Source organism: Bradyrhizobium yuanmingense, assembly GCF_900094575.1.
GTDB classification, from domain to species: Bacteria; Pseudomonadota; Alphaproteobacteria; order Rhizobiales; family Xanthobacteraceae; genus Bradyrhizobium; species Bradyrhizobium yuanmingense.
This window is the reverse complement of sequence record NZ_FMAE01000006.1, coordinates 24,815-46,124: the sequence shown is the minus strand read 5'-3', so window position 1 is coordinate 46,124 and position 21,310 is coordinate 24,815. Positions and strand designations below refer to the sequence as shown.

The following is a 21,310-nucleotide window of genomic DNA, read 5'->3' as shown; positions in this document are numbered from 1 at the left end:
GAGGGCCCGGCTTAGGTATTGGCCACGTGAGGCCGACACAATCACCTTCCAAGAGGGATTACTGAACTCCCGCGCCACTGGAGGAGGGGGACAAATGCGCAACGCGAAGGCTCAGCGTGCAAACATTATGGGCTTGCCGAGTGCCTTGCAGCAACAGCCGAGGCCGCATGTCAGTCATGCGGAAATCAGGACGGCCAGCGTTGCGCCTTGCTCACCACGAAGTCGCGGAACACCTGCACGCGCGCGACCGTCTTCAACTCCTCGGGATAGACGAAGTAGGTGTCGAGCTGGATCGAGTCCGACTCGCCGAACAGCTGCACGAGCTTGCTCTGCTCCTCGACCAGGTAATCGGGCAGGGCGGCGATGCCGAGGCCCTGCGCGCAGGCGCGCACGAGACCGAGGATGTTGTTGACCTTGAAATAGGCTTCGCGTGGACCCGAGCCGTTGCGCCCGGCTTCGATCAGCCAGTTGCGGTTTTGCAGGTGCGGCGCGAAGTTGCCGTCCGAGAGCGTGATGATGCGGTGGGAGTCGAGCTCCTCCAGCGTGCGCGGCGTGCCGAAGCGCTTGATGTATTCCGGCGAGCAATAGGCGTGGAAGCCCATCGCGAACAGCTTGCGCTGGATCAGATCCGGCTGCGTCGGCTTGCGGGTGCGGATCGCGACATCAGCCTCGCGCATCGACAGATCGAGCTCCTCGTCGGTGACGATCAGCGAGATGCGGATCTCCGGATAGAGCGCGGTGAATTCGCCGAGCCGCGGGATCAGCCAGTTGATGCCGACGCCGGGCGTGGTGGTGATCTTGAGATCGCCGCTCGGCCGCTCGCGGCTGTCGGTCAGCTTGGCGCGCGCCGCCTGCAGCTGCATGAACACGTCATGCGCCGTGCGGAACAACAGGTCGCCCTGCTCGGTAAGGATCAGGCCGCGGGCGTGGCGGTGGAACAGCGAGACCGAGAGCTCCTGCTCCAGCGCCGAGACCTGGCGCGATACCGCCGATTGCGACAGGCCGAGCTGCTCGCCCGCATGCGTGAAGCTGCCCGCTTCCGCCGCGGCGTGAAACACCTTCAGCTTGTCCCAGTCCATATCCGTAAATCCGTCGCGTGTTCGGGGCATGATTCTATTCCGCTGCCGCGCGCTCGCTGGCGCGAAGGGCCAAGAAACGTTCGGCTTCGAGTGCGGCCATGCAGCCGAGGCCGGCGGCCGTCACGGCCTGGCGATAGGTTTCGTCGGCGACGTCGCCGGCGGCGAACAGGCCGGGCACCGAGGTCGCGGTCGAGTTCGGGGCGACCTCGATATAGCCGGAGGGTTTCAGCTTGACCTGATCCTTGACGAGCTCGGTGGCCGGCGCATGCCCGATGGCGATGAAGATGCCGTCGGCCTTCACGTCCGTGAGCGCGCCGGTCTTGACGTTCTTGAGCCGGACATGGGTGACCTTGTTGGGGTTCTCGGTGCCGCAGATCTCGTCGACGGCGGCGTCCCAGATCACCTTGATCTTCGGGTGCTTGAACAGGCGCTCCTGCAGGATGCGCTCGGCCCGGAAATGATCGCGACGATGTACGATCGTGACCTGCGAGGCATGGTTGGTGAGGTACAGGGCTTCCTCGACCGCGGTGTTACCGCCGCCGACCACGATCACCTCCTTGCCACGGTAGAAGAAGCCGTCGCAGGTGGCGCAGGCCGACACGCCGCCACCCTGGAACTTGGCTTCCGACGGCAGCCCGAGCCAGCGCGCCTGCGCGCCGGTGGCCAGGATCACGGTCTCGGCGAGATAGACGTCGCCAGAATCGCAGGTGAGGCGGAACGGCCGCTGCGCCGTCTCCAGCTTGGTCACCAGGTCGGAGACGATCTTGGTGCCGACATGGACCGCCTGCTTCTCCATCTGCTCCATCAGCCAGGGGCCCTGGATCACGTCGGCGAAGCCTGGATAGTTCTCGACGTCGGTCGTGATGGTGAGCTGGCCGCCGGGCTGGATGCCCTGGATCAGGATCGGCTCAAGCATCGCGCGCGCGGCGTAGATCGCGGCGGTGTAGCCAGCCGGGCCGGAGCCGATGATGACGACCTTTGCATGAACAGGAGCGGACATTTCGATGGACGCCTTTCACGGGGGATTTGCAGCGCGAGCGCGGAATGTGCCGGGAGGCGTAGCGGAGGCGCTGAAATATCAGAGCTAATCTAAGCAATCTGGCGAGCCATGCAAGAATTGCATTCCCTATCGGCGGATTTTTCCAACAGGGAACAAAAGTCGATTGCGCTGCACGCGCAATAAAATTGCGCCGGCGGTGCGGATTGGGCTATGAGGATTTCGACAAGTCACCCAATACCGCCGCAAAGGCCAGGAGTTCCAATCACGTGTCGCGGAACCTAGACGAGATCGACCTGAAAATTCTCACCGAGATTCAGGCCGACGGTCGAATCACCAATGTCGAACTGGCCAAGCGCGTCGGCATCTCGCCGCCCCCCTGTCTGCGCCGCGTCCGGGCGCTGGAGGAGGAGGGTTACATCCACGGCTATCGCGGCCTCCTGGACGCACGCAAGCTGGGCTTCGACGTCACCGTTTTCGCCGCCGTGCACCTGTCCAGCCAGGCCGAAGCGGATTTGCGCGCGTTCGAGGAGTTCGTCCGCGCCGAGCCCCTGGTGCGGGAATGCTGGATGCTGTCCGGCGAGGTCGATTTCATCCTGAAATGCGTCGCACCCGACATGGCGACTTTCCAGGATTTCGTCACGCATCTGACGGCGGCACCGCATGTCCGCAACGTGCGCACGTCATTGGTGCTGCACAATTCGAAGTACGAGGCGGCCGTGCCGCTCGAGGTGAAGGGACGACGGTAGGGTCTTTTCCCTCTCCCCGTTCTTACGGGGAGAGGTGAAGACCAGTCCACGGTCCTCTCCGTCATTGCGAGCGGAGCGAAGCAATCCAGTGTCTTTCCGCAGAGGCAGTCTGGATTGCTTCGCTCCGCTCGCAATGACGTGTGGTGAGAACGTGTGTCCGCCACAACTCCAGCAACACGCCAAAAAGGCCGCGCACTGCGCGGCCTTTTCGAAACGTCAGCAGACGCAGCGGCAAATCCTTACCGCCACTCCACCTTGGTGATCTCGTACGCCTTGGCGCCGCCCGGCGTGTTGACCTCGACCGTGGCGCCCTTCTTCTTGCCGATCAATGCGCGTGCGAGCGGCGAGGTGATCGAGATCCGGCCCTTCTTGGCGTCCGCCTCGACCTCGCCGACGATCTGCCACACCGTCTTCTTCTCGGTGTCCTCATCGACCAGCGTCACGGTGGCGCCGAACTTGATGGTGTCGCCGGAGAGCTTGGAGATGTCGATGATGTCGGCGCGCGCGAGCTTGTCCTCGAGCTCGGCGATGCGACCCTCATTGTGCGACTGCTCTTCCTTCGCGGCATGATATTCCGCGTTCTCCGACAGGTCTCCGTGCGAGCGCGCCTCCGCGATATGCTCGATGATCCGCGGACGGTCCACGGACTGGCGCTGCTTCAATTCTTCCCCGAGCGCGACAAAGCCGGCCTGGGTCATCGGAACCTTTTCCATCGTCTCTCTCGTCCTTCGATCGTGCGCCCCAGAATGCGGATGGGCGCCGCAACCTTGATTCGTCAGTCCTCCAGAGCCCAAAGAGGGGCTGCCGGACCTTGACAGATATGGGCTTTAGCGCCGGAACAGAACTGCCACCTGGCCGGATCGGTTCCTCCGGCCATTGTGGCTTCATTGCCAATCACTTAGCGGAAGCTTCGCTGCCGCTAGCGATCAGGTTTCCGAAAAGTAGCTCTGCAGGGTACGAACCTCAAGGTCCCCACCCAAATAGGCGCGGATGCCCTGCGCGGCCGCCACGGCCCCGGAAAGAGTGGTGTAATATGGCACTTTATGCAAGAGGGCCGCGCGCCGCAGCGAGCGGCTGTCGGCCAGCGCCTGCGGGCCTTCGGTGGTGTTGAAGACGAGCTGGACGTCGCCATTGGTGATGGCATCGACGATGTGCGGCCGCCCTTCCAGCACCTTGTTCACCTTCTCGGTCGGGATGCCCTGGTCGGTCAGGAAGCGCGCCGTGCCCGAGGTCGCCAGCACCTTGAAGCCGAGCGAATGCAATTCGCGCACGGCATCCGCGATGCGCGTCTTGTCGCTTTCGCGCACCGAGACGAACACAGTGCCCTTAGGCGGCACCCGCGTGCCGCCGCCGAGCTGACTCTTGGCGAAGGCGACCGCAAACGAGCGGTCGATTCCCATGACCTCGCCGGTCGAGCGCATCTCGGGGCCGAGCACAGTGTCGACGCCGGGGAAGCGTGCGAACGGGAAGACCGATTCCTTGACGCCGACGTGCTTGAGCGCCGCCTTCTTCAGCTTGAAATCGGCAAGCTTCTCGCCGGCCATGATGCGCGCGGCGATCTTGGCGACCGGCGTCCCGACCACCTTGGCGACGAACGGCACGGTGCGCGAGGCACGCGGATTGACCTCGAGCACGTAGATCTCGCCGTCCTTGATGGCGTATTGCACGTTCATCAGGCCAATGACGTCGAGGCCGAGCGCGAGTTCGCGGGTCTGCCGCTCCAGCTCCTCGATCATTTTCTCATCGAGCGAGTGCGGCGGCAGCGAGCAGGCGCTGTCGCCGGAATGGATACCGGCTTCCTCGATGTGCTCCATGATGCCGACGATGAAAGTGTCCTTGCCGTCGCACAGGCAGTCGACGTCGATTTCCGTGGCGTCCGACAGATAGCGGTCGAACAGCAGCGGGTTCTTGCCGAGCACGGTGTTGATCTGCCCGGTCTTGTCGTTCGGATAGCGCGCCTTGACATCAGCCGGCACCAGCTCCGGCAGCGTGCCGAGCAGATAATCATTGAGCTGGTTCTCCTCGCGGATGATCTGCATCGCACGGCCGCCGAGCACGTAGGACGGGCGCACCACCAGCGGCAGGCCGAGATCGGCGGAGACGAGGCGGGCCTGCTCGACCGAATAGGCGATGCCGTTCTTCGGTTGCTTGAGGCGCAGCTTGTCGAGCACGCGCTTGAAGCGGTCGCGGTCCTCGGCGAGGTCGATGGCGTCGGGCGAGGTGCCGAGGATCGGCACTTCGGCGGCTTCCAGCGCGCGCGCCAGCTTCAGGGGGGTCTGGCCGCCGAACTGCACGATCACGCCGTGCAGGGTGCCGTTGCTGCGCTCCTTGGCGATGATCTCCAGCACGTCCTCGGCGGTGAGCGGCTCGAAATAGAGCCGGTCGGCGGTGTCGTAGTCGGTCGACACCGTCTCCGGATTGCAGTTGACCATGATGGATTCGTAGCTGGCGTCGTGCAGCGCGAAGCAGGCGTGACAGCAGCAATAGTCGAACTCGATGCCCTGCCCGATGCGGTTGGGACCGCCGCCGAGAATGATGACCTTCTTCTTGTCGGACGGCGCGCTCTCGTCCGCGGGCAGGCCGGCGAACGGCGCCTCATAGGTCGAGTACATGTAGGCGGTCGGCGAGGCGAACTCGGCCGCGCAGGTGTCGATGCGCTTGTACACCGGGTGGACGCCGAGCGCGTGGCGCTTCGCCTTGACTTCGGCCTCCGTCGTCTCGGCCAGCACGGCGAGCCGCGCGTCGGAGAAGCCCATGGCCTTCAGCGTGCGCATGCCGAAGGCGTTGCCAGGCAGGCCGTTCTTCCTGACCTTCTCCTCCATCTCGACGATGCCGCGCATCTCGGCGAGGAACCACGGATCGATCTTGCAGGAGTTGAAGATGTCCTCGTTCGACCAGCCGAGCCGCATGGCCTGGGCGACCTGGAGGATGCGGTTCGGCGTCGGGGTGCCGAGCGCGGCGCGGATCGCGTTCTTGTCGTCGTCGCGGCCGAGGCCCTCGATCTCGATCTCGTCGAGGCCGGTCAATCCCGTCTCGAGCCCGCGCAGCGCCTTTTGCAGGCTTTCCTGGAAGGTGCGGCCGATCGCCATGACCTCGCCGACCGACTTCATCGATGTGGTCAGCGTGGTCGAGGCGCCCGGGAATTTCTCGAAGGCAAAACGCGGCACCTTGGTGACGACGTAGTCGATGGTCGGCTCGAACGACGCCGGCGTGGCACCGCCGGTGATGTCATTGGCGATCTCGTCGAGCGTGTAGCCGACCGCGAGCTTGGCGGCGACCTTGGCGATCGGAAAGCCGGTGGCTTTCGAGGCCAGCGCGGAGGAGCGCGACACGCGCGGATTCATCTCGATGACGACCATGCGGCCGTCTTCGGGATTGACGCCGAACTGAACGTTGGAGCCGCCGGTCTCGACCCCGATCTCGCGCAGCACCGCCAGCGAGGCGTCGCGCATGATCTGATATTCCTTGTCGGTCAGCGTCAGCGCCGGTGCGACCGTGATGGAATCGCCGGTGTGCACGCCCATCGGATCGAGGTTCTCGATCGAGCAGACGATGATGCAATTGTCTTTCTTGTCGCGCACCACCTCCATCTCGTACTCTTTCCAGCCGAGCACGGACTCCTCGATCAGCACTTCGTTGGTGGGAGACGCGTCAAGGCCGCGCTCGATGATGTCGAGGAACTCTTCCTTGTTGTAGGCGATGCCGCCGCCGGTGCCACCCATCGTGAAGGAGGGGCGGATGATCGCGGGCAGGCCGATCTCGGACAGCGCCATCATGGCCTGGCCGAAAGCGTATTCCTGGTAGCGCTTGCGACGCTCGCTCTCGCCGAGCGTCCACTGCCGATCGAGCTCTTCGAGCGCGGCGCCCGACAGCTTCTCGCGTTCAGCCTGGTATTTCTCGCGGAACGACTTCTTCAGCTCGGAGGCGTTGGCGAGCCGAGACTTCGGCGTCTCGAGCCCGATCTTGGTCATGGCCTCGCGGAAGAGCTGGCGGTCTTCCGCCTTGTCGATGGCGTCGGCGGTAGCGCCGATCATCTCGACGTCGAACTTCTCCAGCGTGCCCTGGCGGCGCAGCGACAGCGCGCAGTTCAGCGCGGTCTGGCCGCCCATGGTCGGCAGCAGCGCGAAGCCGCCGGGGACGACGTGACGTTCCTTCTCGATGATCTTGGCGACGATCTCGGGCGTGATCGGCTCGATATAGGTCGCATCCGCCAATTCCGGGTCGGTCATGATGGTGGCCGGGTTGGAATTGACGAGGACGATGCGATAGCCCTCTTCCTTCAGCGTCTTCACCGCCTGCGTGCCCGAATAGTCGAACTCGCAGGCCTGGCCGATCACGATGGGACCGGCGCCGATGATCAGGATGGTCGAGATGTCGGTTCGTTTGGGCATCACCGCTCACGGGCTGGGATCTGGGCACAAAAAAAGGGCGCGCTTGCCGCGCGTCCCCATTTGGCGAGAGCGCGGGGTCTCCCTCGCGCGCGGGTGGGTCTTAAACCAGTTTTTGGAGCGGCGAAACCCCGAAAAACGCCCATCAACCGCCAATTTTCAGGGGTTTGGGGAGGGGGCAGCTGCCGCGATCGTCGGGGCAGGCAGTCCGTCTACGCTTCCGCTACGCTCCAGCTACGCCGGACACGCTTCGCCCCTACGGGTCTTGCGTGGCTGCGCCACGCGTAGCCCCACAGGAGCGAAGCGTGGAGACCCGGCCTGGATTTGAACCAGGATGAAGAGCGATGCACCGCCCCCGCGTAGACATTTCCGCCACCGGGCCATCAGGATTATTCCCGATCGGCGTGCGCCAGGCCACCTCAGCTGATCGTTATGCTTAACGGACCAGAGGCGGCCTCGCGATGAAGGTCATGCGCCAGCGGTTGTGCCCGATATTGCTGTGGGCGCGCTGGACCGCGAAGCCCGCCGCCTTCAGCTTGGCCGTGATCTCGTCCTCGCTGTAGCGCTGCAGTCCGATCTTCGAGCGCAGCTGGCGATAATCCGACAGCGCGGTGCTGATCAGCCCGATCAGCGCGTCCTTCAGAAATCCGTGACGCAGGCCGAACCCGAGCAGCGCCATCACATCCCTGACCATGCCGACATTGGGCTGTAGGATGTCGCCCAGCACCAGCTTGCCGGAGGGTTTCAGGATGCGGCGGATGTTCAATAGCGCCGCATCGAGCTCGTCCGGCGTCATGTATTGTGCGACCGAGTTCATCACGACGAGATCGATCGACTGATCCTGCATCTTGCGGACGTCCTCGAGCGAGCGGACGCGGATCTTGGTGTTTGGGGCAAACCGCGCGATCAGCCGGCCGCGCACGCCCGGCGCGGGCTCGGCCAGGATCAGCATGCCGCAGGCGGCTGCCACCTGGCTCGCCGACAGCGCTTCGCCGCAGGCATAGTCCAGCACCGTCGCATCGGGCGAGGGGATGTAGCCGATGATGTCCCGCGCAATGATCTGGAAGTGCAAGTTGCGATGCAGCTTGCTGACATAGATCGTATGCGTCGAGTCGTAATAATCGATCCAATCGTCCATTGGTATCCCGCCCAGGGGTTCCTATCTAGGAACCGCGCTGCCCACCTTGCGTTAGGGGTGCGGCGGCGCGCCGTCAATGTCCGCGTCCTAACAGGAAGGTCTCCCGTGAGCAAAACCAACAACAAGGTCTCGCCCGAACTCGATACCCCCACGGATCTGTCGCCCGACGGGGTCAAGAAAGTCTCTGAGGCGCTCAACGTGCTTCTGGCCGACGCGTTCGCGCTTTATCTGAAGACCAAGAATTTCCACTGGCACATCAGCGGGCGCCACTTCCGCGATTACCACCTGCTGCTCGACGAGCAGTCCGACCAGATCTTCGCCACCACCGACCAGCTCGCCGAGCGCGTCCGCAAGATCGGCGGCACCACGCTGAAGTCGATCGGCCAGGTCGCAAAGCTCCAGACCATCAAGGACAACAACGAGGACTACGTCCCGCCGCGCGAGATGCTGCGCGAGCTGATGCAGGACAACAAGCACGTCGCTGCCGCGATGCGCAAGGCGCACGACGTGTGCGACGAGGCCGGCGACGTCGCCAGCGCCAGCATTTTGGAGAACTTCATCGACGAGACCGAGCGCCGCACCTGGTTCCTGTTTGAAGCGACGAGGCAGGAGGGCGGCAACGAGGCGTAACGGGATGCGTAGGGTGGGTTAGCCTCGCAGAAGCGCGAAGCGCATCTGCAAGGGTAACCCACCACTGTCTCTGTCCGCGGAAACAGAAGAGGTGGGTTACGCCTTTAGCTAACCCACCCTACTGCACCACGCGTGTGGCTACCGCCACAGCCGCATCAGCGCGCCGTCCTTCCCGGTCACGGGATCAGCCGGCGGCAGCGCCACTTGCGGAATCGTCTTCAGCGCTTTCGCATGGTTCTCCGGCGTTGCGCGCGTGATCTCCATTTTTGCGCCTGGCGGATAGCCGCCGATCACGCAAAAATCATCGCTCGCCTTGATGCATTGATGTCCGGTGCCGGCGGGCAGGATCGCAACGTCGCCGGCCTTGATCTGAAGCTCCTGGCCGTGATCGCCGCCGAAACGCACGCGGGCGCTGCCGCGCGCGACGCCGAGCACCTCATGCACCGTCGCATGATAATGCAGATAATCGTAGACGCCGTTGCGCCACGTCCCGCCCCAGCCGTTCGCTTCGAACAGGTTTTCGATGGTCTCTTCCGGGTGTCCCGGATCGAGCTTCACCGCGCCCTGGTAAACCAGGAACGGAAGGATGTTGTTCGGCACGAGCCCGTCATCCTCGAAAACAATGGCGAGCGGCTCGGCCTTGTCGCGGACGACGGACATGGCTGTGCTCCTGCGCAAGAATAGCAGGGATCAACCAAACGCGTGCGGCGACGTTCCTCGTTCCACCGTCATTCCGGGGCGACGCGCAGCGTCGAGCTATGATGCGCAATTGCGCATCAGAGAATCCATCGCGCTGCAGAGTCTGTTGCCAGATGAATTTCCGGGCTCGCGCTACGCGCGCCCCGGAATGACGAAAAAGTCCGGGCGAGCCCGGACTTTTGTGGTGAAGTATTCGGGGAGAACGCGCCTTACGCCCTCTTCCTCTGCCGCATCAGGTCGGCGAAGCGCTGGAACAGGTAATGCGAGTCGCGCGGGCCGGGTGAGGCCTCGGGATGATATTGCACGGAGAATACCGGCTTGCCGTCGAGCTGGATGCCGCAATTGGATCCATCAAACAAGGAAATGTGGGTCTGCGTCGCGCCCTTCGGCAGCGTCGTCTCGTCCACGGCAAAGCCGTGGTTCATCGAGGTGATCTCGACCTTGCCGGTGGTCTCGTCCTTCACCGGGTGATTGGCCCCGTGATGGCCCTGATGCATCTTCTTGGTCTTGGCGCCGACGGCAAGGCCCAGCATCTGGTGGCCGAGGCAGATGCCGAAGGTCGGCGTGCCCGACTTGATCACGTCGCGGATCACGGGCACGGCATATTTGCCGGTCGCAGCCGGATCGCCCGGACCGTTGGACAGGAACACGCCGTCCGGATTCAACGCCAGGATGTCTTCGGCGGGGGTCGTCGCCGGCACCACCGTCACCTTGCAGCCGACACCGGCGAGCAGGCGCAGGATGTTGCGCTTGATGCCGTAGTCGATGGCGACGACGTTGAACTCGGGCTTGTCCTGGCGGCCGAAGCCCTTGTCCCAGGCCCAGGGCATCTCGTCCCAGGTGAAGCGCTGGCCGCTCGTCACCATCGGCACGAGGTCCATGCCTTCGAGCCCCGGCCACTCGCGCGCTTCCTCCTTGAGGCCGTGCAGGTCGAACTCGCCAGACTTCGAGTGCGCGATCACGGCGTTCGGCATGCCCTTGGAGCGGATCAGCGCGGTCAGCGCGCGGGTGTCGATGCCGGAGAGCCCGATGATGCCGCGCGCCTTGAGCCAGGCGTCGAGATGCTTGGTGGCGCGGTAGTTCGAGGGATTGGTGATCGCGGTGCGCAGGATCACGCCGCGCGCGCCGGGCGTCGCGGCCATGTTCACCGTCTCGATATCCTCGTCGTTGGTGCCGACATTGCCGATATGCGGGAAGGTGAAGGTGATGAGCTGGCCGGCATAGGAGGGATCGGTCAGAATCTCCTCATAGCCGGTCATTGCGGTGTTGAAGCAGACCTCGCCGACGGCGTGGCCCTCGGCGCCGAGACCAAAGCCCTCCAGCACCGTGCCGTCGGCAAGCACGAGGAGCGCGGTCGGTTTGTGGTCCGGCCAGGCGGGATCGTTGTCATGTTGTGTCATGAGCCCGCTTCATAAGCCCCCCGCGTGTGCACGTCAAAGCGAGAGAGGGCCGATTCACATGCGTTTTTGCATATTTGACAGGCCTCCTCCCACCCTTAAGCTCGGACGCACAATTTCCGGCAATTTCCTGGGCTTGCGAGGCAATAATGGACCAGACCACCCCCATTGTGCTGGTTCCGGGGCTGGCGTCCTCGGCCCGGATCTATGCGCCCGTGATCCCTGCGCTCTGGCGTTTCGGGCCGGTGACGGTCGCCAATCACATCCGCGACGACAGCATGGTTGCGATCGCCCGCCGCATCCTCGCCGAGGCGCCGCCGTGCTTTGCCCTCGCCGGCCATTCCATGGGTGGCTACATCGCCTTCGAGATCATGCGCCAGGCCAGCGAGCGCGTGACAAAGCTCGCGCTGATCAACACGCAGGCGCGGCCCGACACGCCGGAGGCCACCGCACGCCGCCGTGCCCAGATGGAGCGCGCAAGACGCGGTGAGCTGCGCGCCGTGCGCGAGGAGAGCTTTCCAGAGCTCGTGCATCCGTCGCGGCGTGATGACGCCGAGATTCTCAGGCTCGTGCATGCGCAGGACGAGGACGTCGGCGTCGAAGGCTATCTGCGGCAGCAGGCCGCGATCATCGCGCGGGCGGATTCGCGGCCGACCTTAGCGACAATCAAATGCCCGACGCTGGTGCTGACGGGCGATGCCGACAACACCATCCCCAACGCCTTCTCCAAGGAGATGGCCGAGGGGATCGCCGGCGCCAGGCTCGTGATCCTCGATCGCTGTGGGCACCTGCCGCAAGCCGAGCGGCCGGAAGCGACCGTTCAAGCGCTGACCGAATGGCTCCGAACCGAGGTTGTCTGAAGGCCACGAACGGCCTAGATCAAGCGTTGGATATTCGAAGGGATCACGATCATGCTGCGCGACGACATCAACAATGCGGTCAAGGAGGCCATGAAGGCCAAGGACGAGCGCAAGCTGTCCACGCTGCGCATGGTCAACTCGACCATCAAGAACGCCGACATCGACGCGCGCGGCAGCGGCAAGCCGCCGCTGTCGGACGCCGACATCCTGGCAGTGCTGCAGAAGATGATCAAGCAGCGTCAGGAGGCGGTCGAGCTCTATGACAAGGGCGGCCGCGCCGAGCTTGCCGCACAGGAGCGCGAGGAGATCGCGGTGATCTCGGCGTATCTGCCGAAGCAGATGTCCGATGACGACGTGAAGAAGGCGATTGCGGATGCGATCGCCGAGACGGGTGCGGGCGGCATGAAGGACATGGGCAAGGTGATCGCCGTGCTGCGCGCGAAATACGCGGGCCAGATGGATTTTGGCAAGGCGTCTGGTCTCGTGAAGGCCGCGCTGTCGGGCTAGCTTCTTCCCCTCTCCCCTTGTGGGAGAGGGTGGCTCGCCGCGTAGCGGCGAGACGGGTGAGGGGTGCGATCCTCTCCCAGTAGTTCACGCGGATAGAGACCCCTCATCCGGCGCTTCGCGCCACCTTCTCCCACAAGGGGAGAAGGGGCACCTTTGATGCCGCATAGGTTCGGTCTACTCTCCCGGCAGAAACAAATCGGGAGCAACCGATGACCGTCATCAAGCCGTTTCGCATCGCCATCAGCGACGACGTCCTCGCCGACCTGAAGTCACGCCTCGCCCGCACGCGCTGGCCGGAGCGCGAGCTGGTCGACGACTGGAGCCAGGGCGCGCCGCTGAAATGGATCCAGGAGATCTGCACCTATTGGGCCAACGAGTATGACTGGCGCTCGCGCGAGGCAAAGCTCAATCGCTTTGCGCAGTTCACCACGGAGATCGACGGCCTCGACATCCACTTCATTCATGCGCGCGCGAAGGAGCCGTCGGCGCTTCCGTTGATCATCACCCACGGCTGGCCCGGCTCCATCGTCGAGTTCCAGAAGGTGATCGCGCCGCTCACCGATCCCGCCGCGCATGGCGGCAATCCCGCCGATGCCTTTCACGTGATCTGCCCCTCGCTGCCTGGCTTCGGCTTCTCGGGCAAGCCGGGGACCACCGGCTGGGGCGTCGATCGCATTGCCGCGACCTGGGCCAAGCTGATGGACCGCCTGGGCTACGCGCGTTATGGCGCGCAAGGCGGCGACTGGGGCTCGGCGGTGACGACCTCGCTCGGAGCGCAGGACGCTGAGCATTGCGCCGGCATCCACATCACGCTCGCCTTCAACGCGGCGCCGAAGGTCGAGGGCGAGCCGACGCCAGAGGAGAAGCGGGCGCTGGCCGGCCTCAAGCACTACGCCGATCTCGACTCCGGCTATTCCAAGCAGCAGTCGACGCGGCCGCAGACGCTCGGCTATGGCCTGACGGATTCGCCGAGCGGCCAGGCGGCCTGGATCCTGGAAAAATTCTGGGCCTGGACCGATTGCAATGGCCACCCCGAAAACATCTTCAGCAAGGACGAGCTGCTCGACAACGTCATGCTCTATTGGGCGACGCAGACGGCGACCTCGTCGGCGCGGCTCTATTGGGAGAGCTTTGGCAAGCGCCGCACCACGCCGGTGGTGAAGGTGCCGACGGGCGTCGCGGTGTTTCCAAAGGAGATCATCACGCCGGTGCGGCGCTGGATGGAGCCGAACTTCCCCGGCATCACTCACTGGAGCGAGATGGAGAAGGGCGGTCACTTCGCCGCCTTCGAGCAGCCGGAGCTGTTCGTGCGCGATGTCCGGAAGTTTTTTGCGACCGTGCGGTGAGTCTCCGCCGTCATTCCGGGGCGACGCGTCAGCGTCGAACCCGGAATCCATCAAGCGGCATTTCCTGTGGCCCGATGGATTCCGGGCTCGCCCTTCGGGCGCCCCGGAATGACGGCGAGGGACTTGTCCCGTGCGCCCGCGGCCCTAGACTGAACGATAATAACAAGACACCGGAAACGACCAAGCCCATGCTGACCGAAGCCGCAAGCTACGACGAACTCGTCCGCAACTTCCGTTGGGATATCCCCGCGCGCTTCAACATCGCGGAGGCGTGCTGCGATCGCCATGCCGACGGCACCGGCCGGCTTGCGCTGATCTATGTCGACGACACCGGCGCCACCAGCCGCACCACCTTCGACGAGATCGCGGAGATGTCGCGCCGCTTCGCCAATGTGCTGTGGGCGGACGGGCTTGTGCGGGGCGACCGCGTCGCGGTGTTCCTGTCGCAGTCGCTGGAATTGCCGATCGTGCACATGGCGGCGTTTCGCTCGGCCCTGATCTCGATCCCGCTGTTCGCCCTGTTCGGCGAGGACGCGCTGGAATTCCGTCTGTCGAACTCCGAGGCCAAGGCGATCGTCACCGACGAAGCTGGCTGGGAAAAGCTGTCCAAGATCCGCGACCGCCTGCCGGAGCTGAGGAGCGTCTACATCGTCGGCGCGCGCGTGCCCACCGGCACGACATCGTTCTGGGATGCGGTGAAGGCCGCTTCGCCCGACTTTACGCGCGCGGACACCTCGGCCGACGATCCCGCCCTGATCATCTACACATCGGGCACGACGGGTAACCCGAAGGGCGCGCTGCATGCGCATCGTGTCGTGCTCGGCCATCTGCCGAACGTGGAGATGTGCCACAACTTTTTGCCCAAGCCCGGCGATCTCATGTGGACGCCGGCGGATTGGGCCTGGATCGGCGGGCTCATCAACGGTCTGCTCGCGTTCTGGTACCACGGCATTCCCCTGGTCGGCCATCGCGCGCGGAAATTCGAGCCGCAGGCGGCGATGCAGATGATGGCCGATCTTGCCGTCCGCAACGTCTTCCTGCCGCCGACGGCGCTGAAGCTGATGCGGCAGGCCGGCGTCAAGCATTCCGGCGTCAAGCTGCGCAGCATCTTCACCGGCGGCGAATCGCTCGGGGGTGAATTGCTCGGCTGGGTGCGCGAGACGTTTGGTGTCGACGCGCATGAGGTGTTCGGCCAGACCGAGTGCAACCTCGTGATCGGCAGCAACGCGAACCTGTTTCCGATCCGCCCGGGTTCGATGGGCAAGGCGACGCCGGGCTTCGATGTCCGCATCGTCAACGACAAGGGCGAGGAATTGCCGCGGGGGCAGCGCGGCATCATCGGCGTGCGCCAGCCGTGCCCCGTCACCATGCTCGAATATTGGCGCAATCCGGAGGCGACCGCGAAGAAATACGCCGGCGACTTCCTCCTCACCGGCGATCTCGGCGTGCAGGACGAGGACGGCTATTTCTGGTACGTCAGCCGCGAGGACGACGTCATCACCACCGCCGGCTACCGCGTCGGCCCTTCCGAGATCGAGCACACGCTGATGAAACATCCGTCGGTGGCCATGGCTGCGGTGGTCGGCATTCCCGATCCGATCCGTACCGAATCGATCAAGGCCTGGATCGTGCTGCGTCCGGGCTTTGCCGGCAGCGACGCGCTCGCGCGCGAGATTCAGGACTTCGTCAAGGTGCAGCTTGCCGCGCACGAATATCCGCGCTTCGTCGAATTCACGGAGACGCTGCCGATGACGGCGACCGGCAAGGTGCTGCGCCGCGAGCTGCGGGCGAGAGGCTAGCTTCCAATCATGGCAAAGACGTCTCAAGCCGCGGGGCTTCACCGCGCCTCGCTTGCAAAGCTGCACGAGCTCGATACGGCGCTGGAGCTCATGTACTACGGCTGGCGCGGCATGACGCTGCAGGCCGACGCATATCTGGCCAAGCAGGGCCTGTCGCGTCCGCACCATCGCATCCTCTACGTTGTGGCGCGCCGGCCCGACATCGCCATCGGAGCGCTGATCGAGATCCTCGGCATTTCCAAGCAGGCTCTCAACCGGCCGCTCAATCTGCTCCTCGAGCGCAAGCTCCTGACCTCGAAGCGGGCGCCGGAGCAGCACCGCTCGAAATTGCTGCGCCTGACGGAAGCGGGGCGGCGCATCGAGCAACGGGCCTCGGACCACGAGCGCCAGGTCCTGCGCGAAGCGTTCGCGCGCGCCGGGGCGAGCGGTGCGGCCGGATGGATCGGCGTGATGGAGGCGATCGCCGACAACAACTGACCGAAATCTCAAGTCAACATAGTTGACATGAGGCGCGCGCTTTGCCACCTTCCGGGCCACAAGCCGAAGGGAGGATCCGTGTCGTGAGCGGACAGGCAATGGACCGCGCGGCCGCTGCAAGCTTCGTCGCGGCATGGTGCGCGAACTGGTGCAAAGTGGACATCGACGCGGTCGTCGCCCATTTCGCCGACGATGCACAGATGCGCAGTCCTCTCGCGCTCACCCTGACGGGGTCTCCGACTGTCACCGGCGCCGAGAACATTCGCGCCTACTGGCGGAAAGCCTACGGCCACATCGAAAGCGCCGACCTGAAGATCCTGGACTGGAGCTGGGACGAGGCGATCGCGCGACTGACGGTGTGGTGGCAATTGGGCGATACGCGCGCCAGCGAATTCATGGACTTCGACGATGCGGGCCGTGTGGTGCGCAGTGAAGCCTTTTACGGAAAATGACCATGCGATTTTCGGATATCGTCCTGCTTCTCAACACGCTCTGGTTCGTGGGCGCGTTCATCCAGTTCAGCATCGCGCAAACCAACACGTTGAAGATCCTGCTGCCGCGGGAGGAGCGCAGCAATCCGATCGCGCCGACCCTTGCGGCGAGCGTTGCGTTCCTCGGCGGCATGAATCTGCCGATCGGGCTCTTGTCGCTCTATCTTCTGGCCGCCCGTCCGTCCTTCTTCCAACCGGTCGAAGCGCAGCTCGCGCTGTTCCTGTTCTTTGCCGCCTGCCATTTCAGCCAGTTCGCCTATAACGTCCCGGTGCTGATGCGCGGCGGCCGCGTCGGGGTGGCCTATTGGCCGGTGTTGAAGGGCCCGATGCTCCGGATCTTCGTCATCGATGCGGCTCTGTTCGCCGCCAATCTCGCAGTGGCGCTGCAGCTCACGATCGCGTCCTGATCTAGCGCGGCGGCTCCGAGAGGGCCGCGCGCAGCATTGCGGCGAGCTCCTTGCGCCGGAACGGCTTGGTCAGAATGCGCGCGTCGATCCCGTCGGGCGTCTTGACCGGATCCTGGCTGTAGCCGGACGTGAAGAGCACCTTGAGGCCAGGCCGCAGTTGAACGGCCTGCCTCGCCAGCTCCGGCCCGAACATGCCGCCGGGCATCACGACGTCGGTGAACAGCAGCTGGATGTCCGCGGACTGGCGCAGCACGTCCAGCGCCGCGGGTCCGTTTGCCGTCGTGATGACGCGGTAGCCGAGCGCCTTCAGCTCGTTCTCGACATAGGCGCGCACCATGTCGTCGTCCTCGACGACGAGGATCGTTTCGTATCCCTCGGGTGCGGCGACACGCGCTGCCGGTGACGGCTCCTCGCTCGACGACGTCGGCAGGCGAGGAAAGAACAGCCTGACCACGCTGCCTTGACCCGGTTCGGACTGCATCTGCACGAGTCCGCCGGATTGCTGCGCAAATCCGTAGACCATGCTGAGGCCAAGGCCGGTCCCCTTGCCGACCTCCTTGGTGGTGAAGAACGGCTCGAACGCGCGCTGCAACACCTCGCTGCTCATGCCGGACCCGGTATCCTTCACGGCCAGCATGACGTAGTCGCCGGGCCGCGGCTCGCCGTTGACGTCGAGGTCGGATTCACCGAGCGATGCATTCCGCACCTCGACCATCAGCTTGCCGCCGTCAGGCATCGCGTCGCGCGCGTTGAGCACGAGGTTGAGCACGGCCGTCGCCAATTGGCCGGGATCGACGCTGGCGAGCCAGAGATCCGGCGCGAACGTGAAGCTGGATTCGATGTGCTCGCCCAGGGTCCGCTGCAGAAGCTGCTTCATGCCGGTCACCTGCTCGGCGATGTCGATCTCGCGCGGCCGCAGCGGCTGCTTGCGCGCGAAGGCGAGCAGGCTCCGCGTCAGGTCGGAACCCCGCTCGGCGGCGGTCGCAATGTCGTCGGCGATCCGGTGCAATTCCTTGTTACCTGCAAGCCTGTCGGCGAGGTGCTCGGAATTGCCGAGAATGACGGTCAGGAGATTGTTGAAATCGTGCGCCACGCCGCCCGTGAGCTGGCCCATGGCTTCCATCTTCTGCGACTGGCTGAGCTTGTGGCTGAGATCGGCGATGGCGGCGCGCTGCTGCTCGAGCGATTCGGCCGTGCTGTTGAGCAGCGTCATCAACCCGCCGAGCTCGCCCCCCGGGTGGGGCTCCGGAATGCGCGCGCTGAGATCGCCGTGCCCCAGGCTCTTCGCCATGGCAGCGAGCCGCCCGACCTGCCGTCCGATGCTCACCGTCGTGAGGATCCAGAGGCCGGCGAGGAGCAGCAGCGAGGCCACCGCCAGGATCGCCATGTCCTCGTAAAGCCGGCGGTTCGCTGCCGCGATCAGTCCGTCCTTGGACCGCCCCACCAAGATATAGAGTCCGGCCTTGCGGATCGCGGGCGAGCGGGCAACGCCCCAGATCTGCGTGCGGCCGTCGCGATCGGCGATCTCCCGGAATGGTTCGCCGTCGGGATCTGCCGCGAAGCGGAACAGGTCGGAGCCCGCAATGGAGCCGCCGATGGGTACGCTCCAGCCGCCGCGCTTGGGGGCGGCCAGGACCGTGCCCTTGGCGTCGACGAGCAGGATGTCCTTCTCGGCGAGCAGCCGCTTGTCGTGAAACTCCGCGAATTTGTTCAGGTTGAAGGAGGCCAGCAGCACGAATTTCAGCGCGCCTGTATCCGATCGCACCGGATAGGCGATCTGCAGCACCGACAGTCCGGTGAGGCGGCCGAACACCGGTTCCACCGCGACGAGGCCGTGAAGAGTCTGGACCTCTTTGAAATAGCCGCGGTCGTTCAGGTCGAGCGTGCGGTTGGTCCGCAGCGAGTCGCAGAACAGCCTGCCGTCGGGATCGATGGTCAGGATACCCGTGAACTGCGGATATTCCTCGCGGACATCCGACAGAAACGCCGAGCATGCCGCCTTGTCGCGCGTGTCGAGGTCGCGGGCACGGGCGAGCCCGTAATGAAGCTGGGCAGTCCCCTGGATCTTCTCGCCGAGATCGCTGGCGATGTCGTCGGCGGATGCGGCGAGATTGGCCAGCGCCGCGTCGATCTCGCTGGCCCGGTTCTGCACGAAGCGCAGCCCGACCAGAATCGCCGGCACGAGCATGGCCGCGATGACGAGGATAAGTAACCGGGTACGCAGGCTCATCGGTAGGCGATCGGCTCTCGGGCGACGGTATTCGGAGGTGCAATTTGCGGCACGATCATCTGCCCCGTCCATAGCGGGCGGTGCAAAAATCGCGCGAAAGGCTAACGATTTCGCCGTGCGAGCATCGTCTTTTCACTGCCACCCTTTGCGCCGGCCGGCATCAAGTTGCGCCGCCGCGCGGCGGCGCTAATATCGCGGCATGCGCGCGACGAAGATCGCGCCGATGTGCGGAGGAAGCTGATGTCCATCTCGGGCAAGGTCGATCCGGTGGTGCGTCCCGTGGCGGCGGTCGACATCGCCGAGGCGCTGGTCGAGGGCCTGCGTGATTTCCAGGCGCTGCCGCTCTACGGTCTCTGCTTCGGCGCGCTCTATGCCGCCGGCGGCATCGTCATCATGCTCTGTCTCACCGCCTTCGGCATGGTCTACCTGGTCTATCCCCTCGCTGCCGGCTTCGCGCTGATCGGACCGTTCGTTGCGATCGGCCTCTACGAAGTCAGCCGGCGCCGCGAGCGCGGCGAGCCGGTCTCGTTCGCTGCGATCTGGTCCGCGATCCGCTCGCGCAGCGAGATCGGCTGGATGGCCTTCGTGACGTTGTTCGTCTTCGTGGTCTGGATGTACCAGGTGCGGCTCCTGATCGCGCTGCTGCTCGGCCTCAACGCCTCGTTCTCGAGCTTGCAGGAATTCATGACGGTGGTGCTGACGACCAGCGAGGGCCTGCTGTTCCTGGCCATCGGCAATGCGGTCGGGGCCGTGCTGTCGCTGATCCTGTTCTCGCTGACCGTGGTGTCGTTCCCGCTGCTGCTCGATCGCGAGGTCGATTTCGTCACGGCCATGGTGACGAGCGTGCGCGCGGTGGTGACGAGCCCGCTGCCGATGATCGGTTGGGCCGCATTGATCGTGATGCTGCTGATCGTCTCGGCGCTGCCCTATTTTCTCGGGCTGGTGGTCACGCTGCCGGTGCTCGGGCATGCGACATGGCACCTGTACCGCCGGTTGGTGGCGCCGGTGGCTTAGTGTCGGCGCTCTTCCTTCTCCCCTTGTGGGAGAAGGTGGCGCGAAGCGCCGGATGAGGGGTCTCTCTCCGCGGACTCATTGAGAGAAGTGTGCGCGGAGAGAGACCCCTCACCCGTCTCGCCGCTTTCGCGGCGAGCCACCCTCTCCCACAAGGGGAGAGGGGAAGAAGCGACCTACGCTTGTCCTTCTTCAATTACGGCACCTTGATCCCCATCGCCTTCAGCGCCTCCAGCAACCGCACCGGCGGGGACATCTCGATATGCGGCGCCTTGCCGGTCTCCAGCAGGCTCTTCAATCCGGAGAGGATCGCGGGCCAGCCGGTGCGGCCGCCGGAAAGGATGTCGTCGCTGAGCTCGCGGTCGTGGCGTTGGCTCAGGGTGAGGCGCACGGCTTCGCCGGCCTGCTCGATCTCGTAGGTGACAATGGTGGTGCCGAGCTTTTCCACGAGGTCCGGCCAATTGACGTTCCAGCTCACCGTGAGCCTCCTCGGCGGATCGTATTCGAACACTTCGCCGCGGATGTGCTCGGAGCCGTCGGGCGCGTGCACGACGAAACTGCCGCCGAGCTTCGGCTCCATCTCCACCGCAAAGCCGGAAAAATATTTCCGGCTGAACTCGGCGGACGTCAGCGCCTCCCACACCTTCTCGGGCGTCGAGGCGATGTAGATGGTGTAGACGGTCAGCGGCTTGAATTGATCGAGGTTCATCGTGCATCAAATCCTTCGTTGAGCGGACTCACTCGTCGCCGTTCTCCAACTGACGTTTCAGCTCGTTGAGCGCGGCGAGCTTGCTGCGCTCGAACTTCCTGATCCAGCGTTCGCCGATCTGATGGATCGGCACCGGGTTGAGGTAGTGCAGCTTCTCGCGTCCATGCCTGATGGTGGTGATGAGGTTCGCTTCCTCCAGGATGGCAAGGTGCTTGGTGACGGCCTGTCGCGTCATCGCAAGCCCCTCGCAGAGCTCGTTCAGTGTCTGGCCGTTTCTGGCGTGAAGCCTGTCGAGCAGCGAACGTCGCGAGCTATCCGCGAGCGCCTTGAAGACCTCATCCATGGCGGCGATAATAGGCAACTAAATGGTTGCATGTCAAGGGATCGGCTTGGAGC

General features: G+C 64.5%; 20 protein-coding genes. 10 read left to right on the top strand and 10 right to left on the bottom strand.

What is annotated here, in order from left to right; genetic code table 11:
* Positions 1–185 precede the first annotated feature (185 nt).
* Together GA0061099_RS21520 and trxB are read right to left on the bottom strand one after the other, a co-directional pair.
* Positions 186–1,109, bottom strand: a complete 924-nt coding sequence (locus tag GA0061099_RS21520) for a LysR family transcriptional regulator (protein ID WP_025032176.1) — start codon at positions 1,107–1,109, stop codon at positions 186–188.
* Between the two features lie 4 nt (positions 1,110–1,113).
* Positions 1,114–2,079 (bottom strand): thioredoxin-disulfide reductase, encoded by a 966-nt coding sequence (gene trxB / locus GA0061099_RS21515; RefSeq protein WP_036009535.1) that lies wholly within the window; start codon positions 2,077–2,079, stop codon positions 1,114–1,116.
* A 266-nt stretch (positions 2,080–2,345) separates the two neighbouring features.
* On the opposite strand from trxB, the gene GA0061099_RS21510 reads away from it, so the two are divergent.
* Complete coding sequence (locus tag GA0061099_RS21510; protein ID WP_008135853.1) at positions 2,346–2,825, top strand: Lrp/AsnC family transcriptional regulator; 480 nt, start codon at positions 2,346–2,348, stop codon at positions 2,823–2,825.
* A gap of 239 nt (positions 2,826–3,064) precedes the next feature.
* Here GA0061099_RS21510 and greA read toward each other — a convergent pair whose 3' ends face one another.
* The 3 genes from greA to GA0061099_RS21495 form a co-directional block, all read right to left on the bottom strand.
* On the bottom strand, positions 3,065–3,538 hold the full coding sequence (gene greA / locus GA0061099_RS21505; RefSeq protein ID WP_036009537.1) for a transcription elongation factor GreA: 474 nt from the start codon (positions 3,536–3,538) through the stop codon (positions 3,065–3,067).
* A gap of 213 nt (positions 3,539–3,751) precedes the next feature.
* Complete coding sequence (carB, locus tag GA0061099_RS21500; protein ID WP_036030316.1) at positions 3,752–7,216, bottom strand: carbamoyl-phosphate synthase large subunit; 3,465 nt, start codon at positions 7,214–7,216, stop codon at positions 3,752–3,754.
* Between the two features lie 433 nt (positions 7,217–7,649).
* On the bottom strand, positions 7,650–8,351 hold the full coding sequence (locus tag GA0061099_RS21495) for a class I SAM-dependent methyltransferase (RefSeq protein ID WP_036030319.1): 702 nt from the start codon (positions 8,349–8,351) through the stop codon (positions 7,650–7,652).
* A 105-nt stretch (positions 8,352–8,456) separates the two neighbouring features.
* On the opposite strand from GA0061099_RS21495, the gene GA0061099_RS21490 reads away from it, so the two are divergent.
* On the top strand, positions 8,457–8,981 hold the full coding sequence (locus tag GA0061099_RS21490) for a Dps family protein (protein WP_036009542.1): 525 nt from the start codon (positions 8,457–8,459) through the stop codon (positions 8,979–8,981).
* 138 nt (positions 8,982–9,119) lie between these two features.
* On the opposite strand, the gene GA0061099_RS21485 is transcribed toward GA0061099_RS21490, so the two are convergent.
* Positions 9,120–9,641 (bottom strand): cupin domain-containing protein, encoded by a 522-nt coding sequence (locus GA0061099_RS21485; RefSeq protein WP_036030322.1) that lies wholly within the window; start codon positions 9,639–9,641, stop codon positions 9,120–9,122.
* Positions 9,642–9,889: 248 nt separating this feature from the next.
* Positions 9,890–11,080, bottom strand: a complete 1,191-nt coding sequence (carA, locus tag GA0061099_RS21480) for a glutamine-hydrolyzing carbamoyl-phosphate synthase small subunit (RefSeq protein WP_036030325.1) — start codon at positions 11,078–11,080, stop codon at positions 9,890–9,892.
* Positions 11,081–11,226: 146 nt separating this feature from the next.
* Between carA and GA0061099_RS21475 the strand changes: the two genes are divergently transcribed.
* From GA0061099_RS21475 to GA0061099_RS21445, 7 genes are all read left to right on the top strand, one after another.
* Positions 11,227–11,937 carry an alpha/beta fold hydrolase gene (locus GA0061099_RS21475; protein ID WP_036030328.1) on the top strand — a complete coding sequence of 237 codons (711 nt, stop codon included), beginning with the start codon at positions 11,227–11,229 and terminating at the stop codon, positions 11,935–11,937.
* A 51-nt stretch (positions 11,938–11,988) separates the two neighbouring features.
* Positions 11,989–12,444, top strand: a complete 456-nt coding sequence (locus GA0061099_RS21470) for a GatB/YqeY domain-containing protein (RefSeq protein WP_036030330.1) — start codon at positions 11,989–11,991, stop codon at positions 12,442–12,444.
* Positions 12,445–12,653: 209 nt separating this feature from the next.
* Positions 12,654–13,790 carry an epoxide hydrolase family protein gene (locus tag GA0061099_RS21465; RefSeq protein ID WP_036030333.1) on the top strand — a complete coding sequence of 379 codons (1,137 nt, stop codon included), beginning with the start codon at positions 12,654–12,656 and terminating at the stop codon, positions 13,788–13,790.
* A gap of 188 nt (positions 13,791–13,978) precedes the next feature.
* Positions 13,979–15,589: an acyl-CoA synthetase gene (locus GA0061099_RS21460; protein ID WP_036030337.1), complete on the top strand. Its 1,611-nt coding sequence runs from the start codon at positions 13,979–13,981 to the stop codon at positions 15,587–15,589.
* Positions 15,590–15,598: 9 nt separating this feature from the next.
* Entirely contained in the window at positions 15,599–16,066 is a 468-nt protein-coding gene (locus tag GA0061099_RS21455) for a MarR family transcriptional regulator (protein ID WP_036030339.1), read from the top strand.
* 98 nt (positions 16,067–16,164) lie between these two features.
* On the top strand, positions 16,165–16,518 hold the full coding sequence (locus GA0061099_RS21450) for a nuclear transport factor 2 family protein (protein WP_036009556.1): 354 nt from the start codon (positions 16,165–16,167) through the stop codon (positions 16,516–16,518).
* Positions 16,519–16,520: 2 nt separating this feature from the next.
* Positions 16,521–16,964 (top strand): hypothetical protein, encoded by a 444-nt coding sequence (locus GA0061099_RS21445; RefSeq protein WP_036030342.1) that lies wholly within the window; start codon positions 16,521–16,523, stop codon positions 16,962–16,964.
* Between the two features lies 1 nt (position 16,965).
* Here the strand turns inward: GA0061099_RS21445 and GA0061099_RS21440 are convergent, their stop codons facing one another.
* On the bottom strand, positions 16,966–19,194 hold the full coding sequence (locus GA0061099_RS21440) for an ATP-binding protein (protein ID WP_036030345.1): 2,229 nt from the start codon (positions 19,192–19,194) through the stop codon (positions 16,966–16,968).
* 240 nt (positions 19,195–19,434) lie between these two features.
* Between GA0061099_RS21440 and GA0061099_RS21435 the strand changes: the two genes are divergently transcribed.
* Positions 19,435–20,208: a DUF2189 domain-containing protein gene (locus GA0061099_RS21435; protein ID WP_036009562.1), complete on the top strand. Its 774-nt coding sequence runs from the start codon at positions 19,435–19,437 to the stop codon at positions 20,206–20,208.
* A 193-nt stretch (positions 20,209–20,401) separates the two neighbouring features.
* Here the strand turns inward: GA0061099_RS21435 and GA0061099_RS21430 are convergent, their stop codons facing one another.
* The gene (locus GA0061099_RS21430; RefSeq protein WP_036009564.1) at positions 20,402–20,914 is read right to left on the bottom strand and encodes an SRPBCC family protein; all 513 of its coding nucleotides are present in this window, start codon (positions 20,912–20,914) and stop codon (positions 20,402–20,404) included.
* 28 nt (positions 20,915–20,942) lie between these two features.
* On the bottom strand, positions 20,943–21,257 hold the full coding sequence (locus GA0061099_RS21425; RefSeq protein ID WP_036009566.1) for an ArsR/SmtB family transcription factor: 315 nt from the start codon (positions 21,255–21,257) through the stop codon (positions 20,943–20,945).
* Positions 21,258–21,310 lie beyond the last annotated feature (53 nt).

What these genes read in the sequence shown, in the direction of transcription:
- carB (WP_036030316.1), bottom strand. Translation starts at nt 7,216, where the DNA reads ATGCCCAAACGAACCGACATCTCGACCATCCTGATCATCGGCGCCGGT.
- GA0061099_RS21485 (WP_036030322.1), bottom strand. Translation starts at nt 9,641, where the DNA reads ATGTCCGTCGTCCGCGACAAGGCCGAGCCGCTCGCCATTGTTTTCGAG.
- GA0061099_RS21435 (WP_036009562.1), top strand. Translation starts at nt 19,435, where the DNA reads ATGTCCATCTCGGGCAAGGTCGATCCGGTGGTGCGTCCCGTGGCGGCG.
- trxB (WP_036009535.1), bottom strand. Translation starts at nt 2,079, where the DNA reads ATGTCCGCTCCTGTTCATGCAAAGGTCGTCATCATCGGCTCCGGCCCG.
- GA0061099_RS21440 (WP_036030345.1), bottom strand. Translation starts at nt 19,194, where the DNA reads ATGAGCCTGCGTACCCGGTTACTTATCCTCGTCATCGCGGCCATGCTC.
- GA0061099_RS21520 (WP_025032176.1), bottom strand. Translation starts at nt 1,109, where the DNA reads ATGCCCCGAACACGCGACGGATTTACGGATATGGACTGGGACAAGCTG.
- GA0061099_RS21450 (WP_036009556.1), top strand. Translation starts at nt 16,165, where the DNA reads ATGGACCGCGCGGCCGCTGCAAGCTTCGTCGCGGCATGGTGCGCGAAC.
- greA (WP_036009537.1), bottom strand. Translation starts at nt 3,538, where the DNA reads ATGGAAAAGGTTCCGATGACCCAGGCCGGCTTTGTCGCGCTCGGGGAA.
- GA0061099_RS21465 (WP_036030333.1), top strand. Translation starts at nt 12,654, where the DNA reads ATGACCGTCATCAAGCCGTTTCGCATCGCCATCAGCGACGACGTCCTC.
- GA0061099_RS21470 (WP_036030330.1), top strand. Translation starts at nt 11,989, where the DNA reads ATGCTGCGCGACGACATCAACAATGCGGTCAAGGAGGCCATGAAGGCC.
- GA0061099_RS21495 (WP_036030319.1), bottom strand. Translation starts at nt 8,351, where the DNA reads ATGGACGATTGGATCGATTATTACGACTCGACGCATACGATCTATGTC.
- GA0061099_RS21460 (WP_036030337.1), top strand. Translation starts at nt 13,979, where the DNA reads ATGCTGACCGAAGCCGCAAGCTACGACGAACTCGTCCGCAACTTCCGT.
- carA (WP_036030325.1), bottom strand. Translation starts at nt 11,080, where the DNA reads ATGACACAACATGACAACGATCCCGCCTGGCCGGACCACAAACCGACC.
- GA0061099_RS21455 (WP_036030339.1), top strand. Translation starts at nt 15,599, where the DNA reads ATGGCAAAGACGTCTCAAGCCGCGGGGCTTCACCGCGCCTCGCTTGCA.
- GA0061099_RS21475 (WP_036030328.1), top strand. Translation starts at nt 11,227, where the DNA reads ATGGACCAGACCACCCCCATTGTGCTGGTTCCGGGGCTGGCGTCCTCG.
- GA0061099_RS21445 (WP_036030342.1), top strand. Translation starts at nt 16,521, where the DNA reads ATGCGATTTTCGGATATCGTCCTGCTTCTCAACACGCTCTGGTTCGTG.
- GA0061099_RS21430 (WP_036009564.1), bottom strand. Translation starts at nt 20,914, where the DNA reads ATGAACCTCGATCAATTCAAGCCGCTGACCGTCTACACCATCTACATC.
- GA0061099_RS21425 (WP_036009566.1), bottom strand. Translation starts at nt 21,257, where the DNA reads ATGGATGAGGTCTTCAAGGCGCTCGCGGATAGCTCGCGACGTTCGCTG.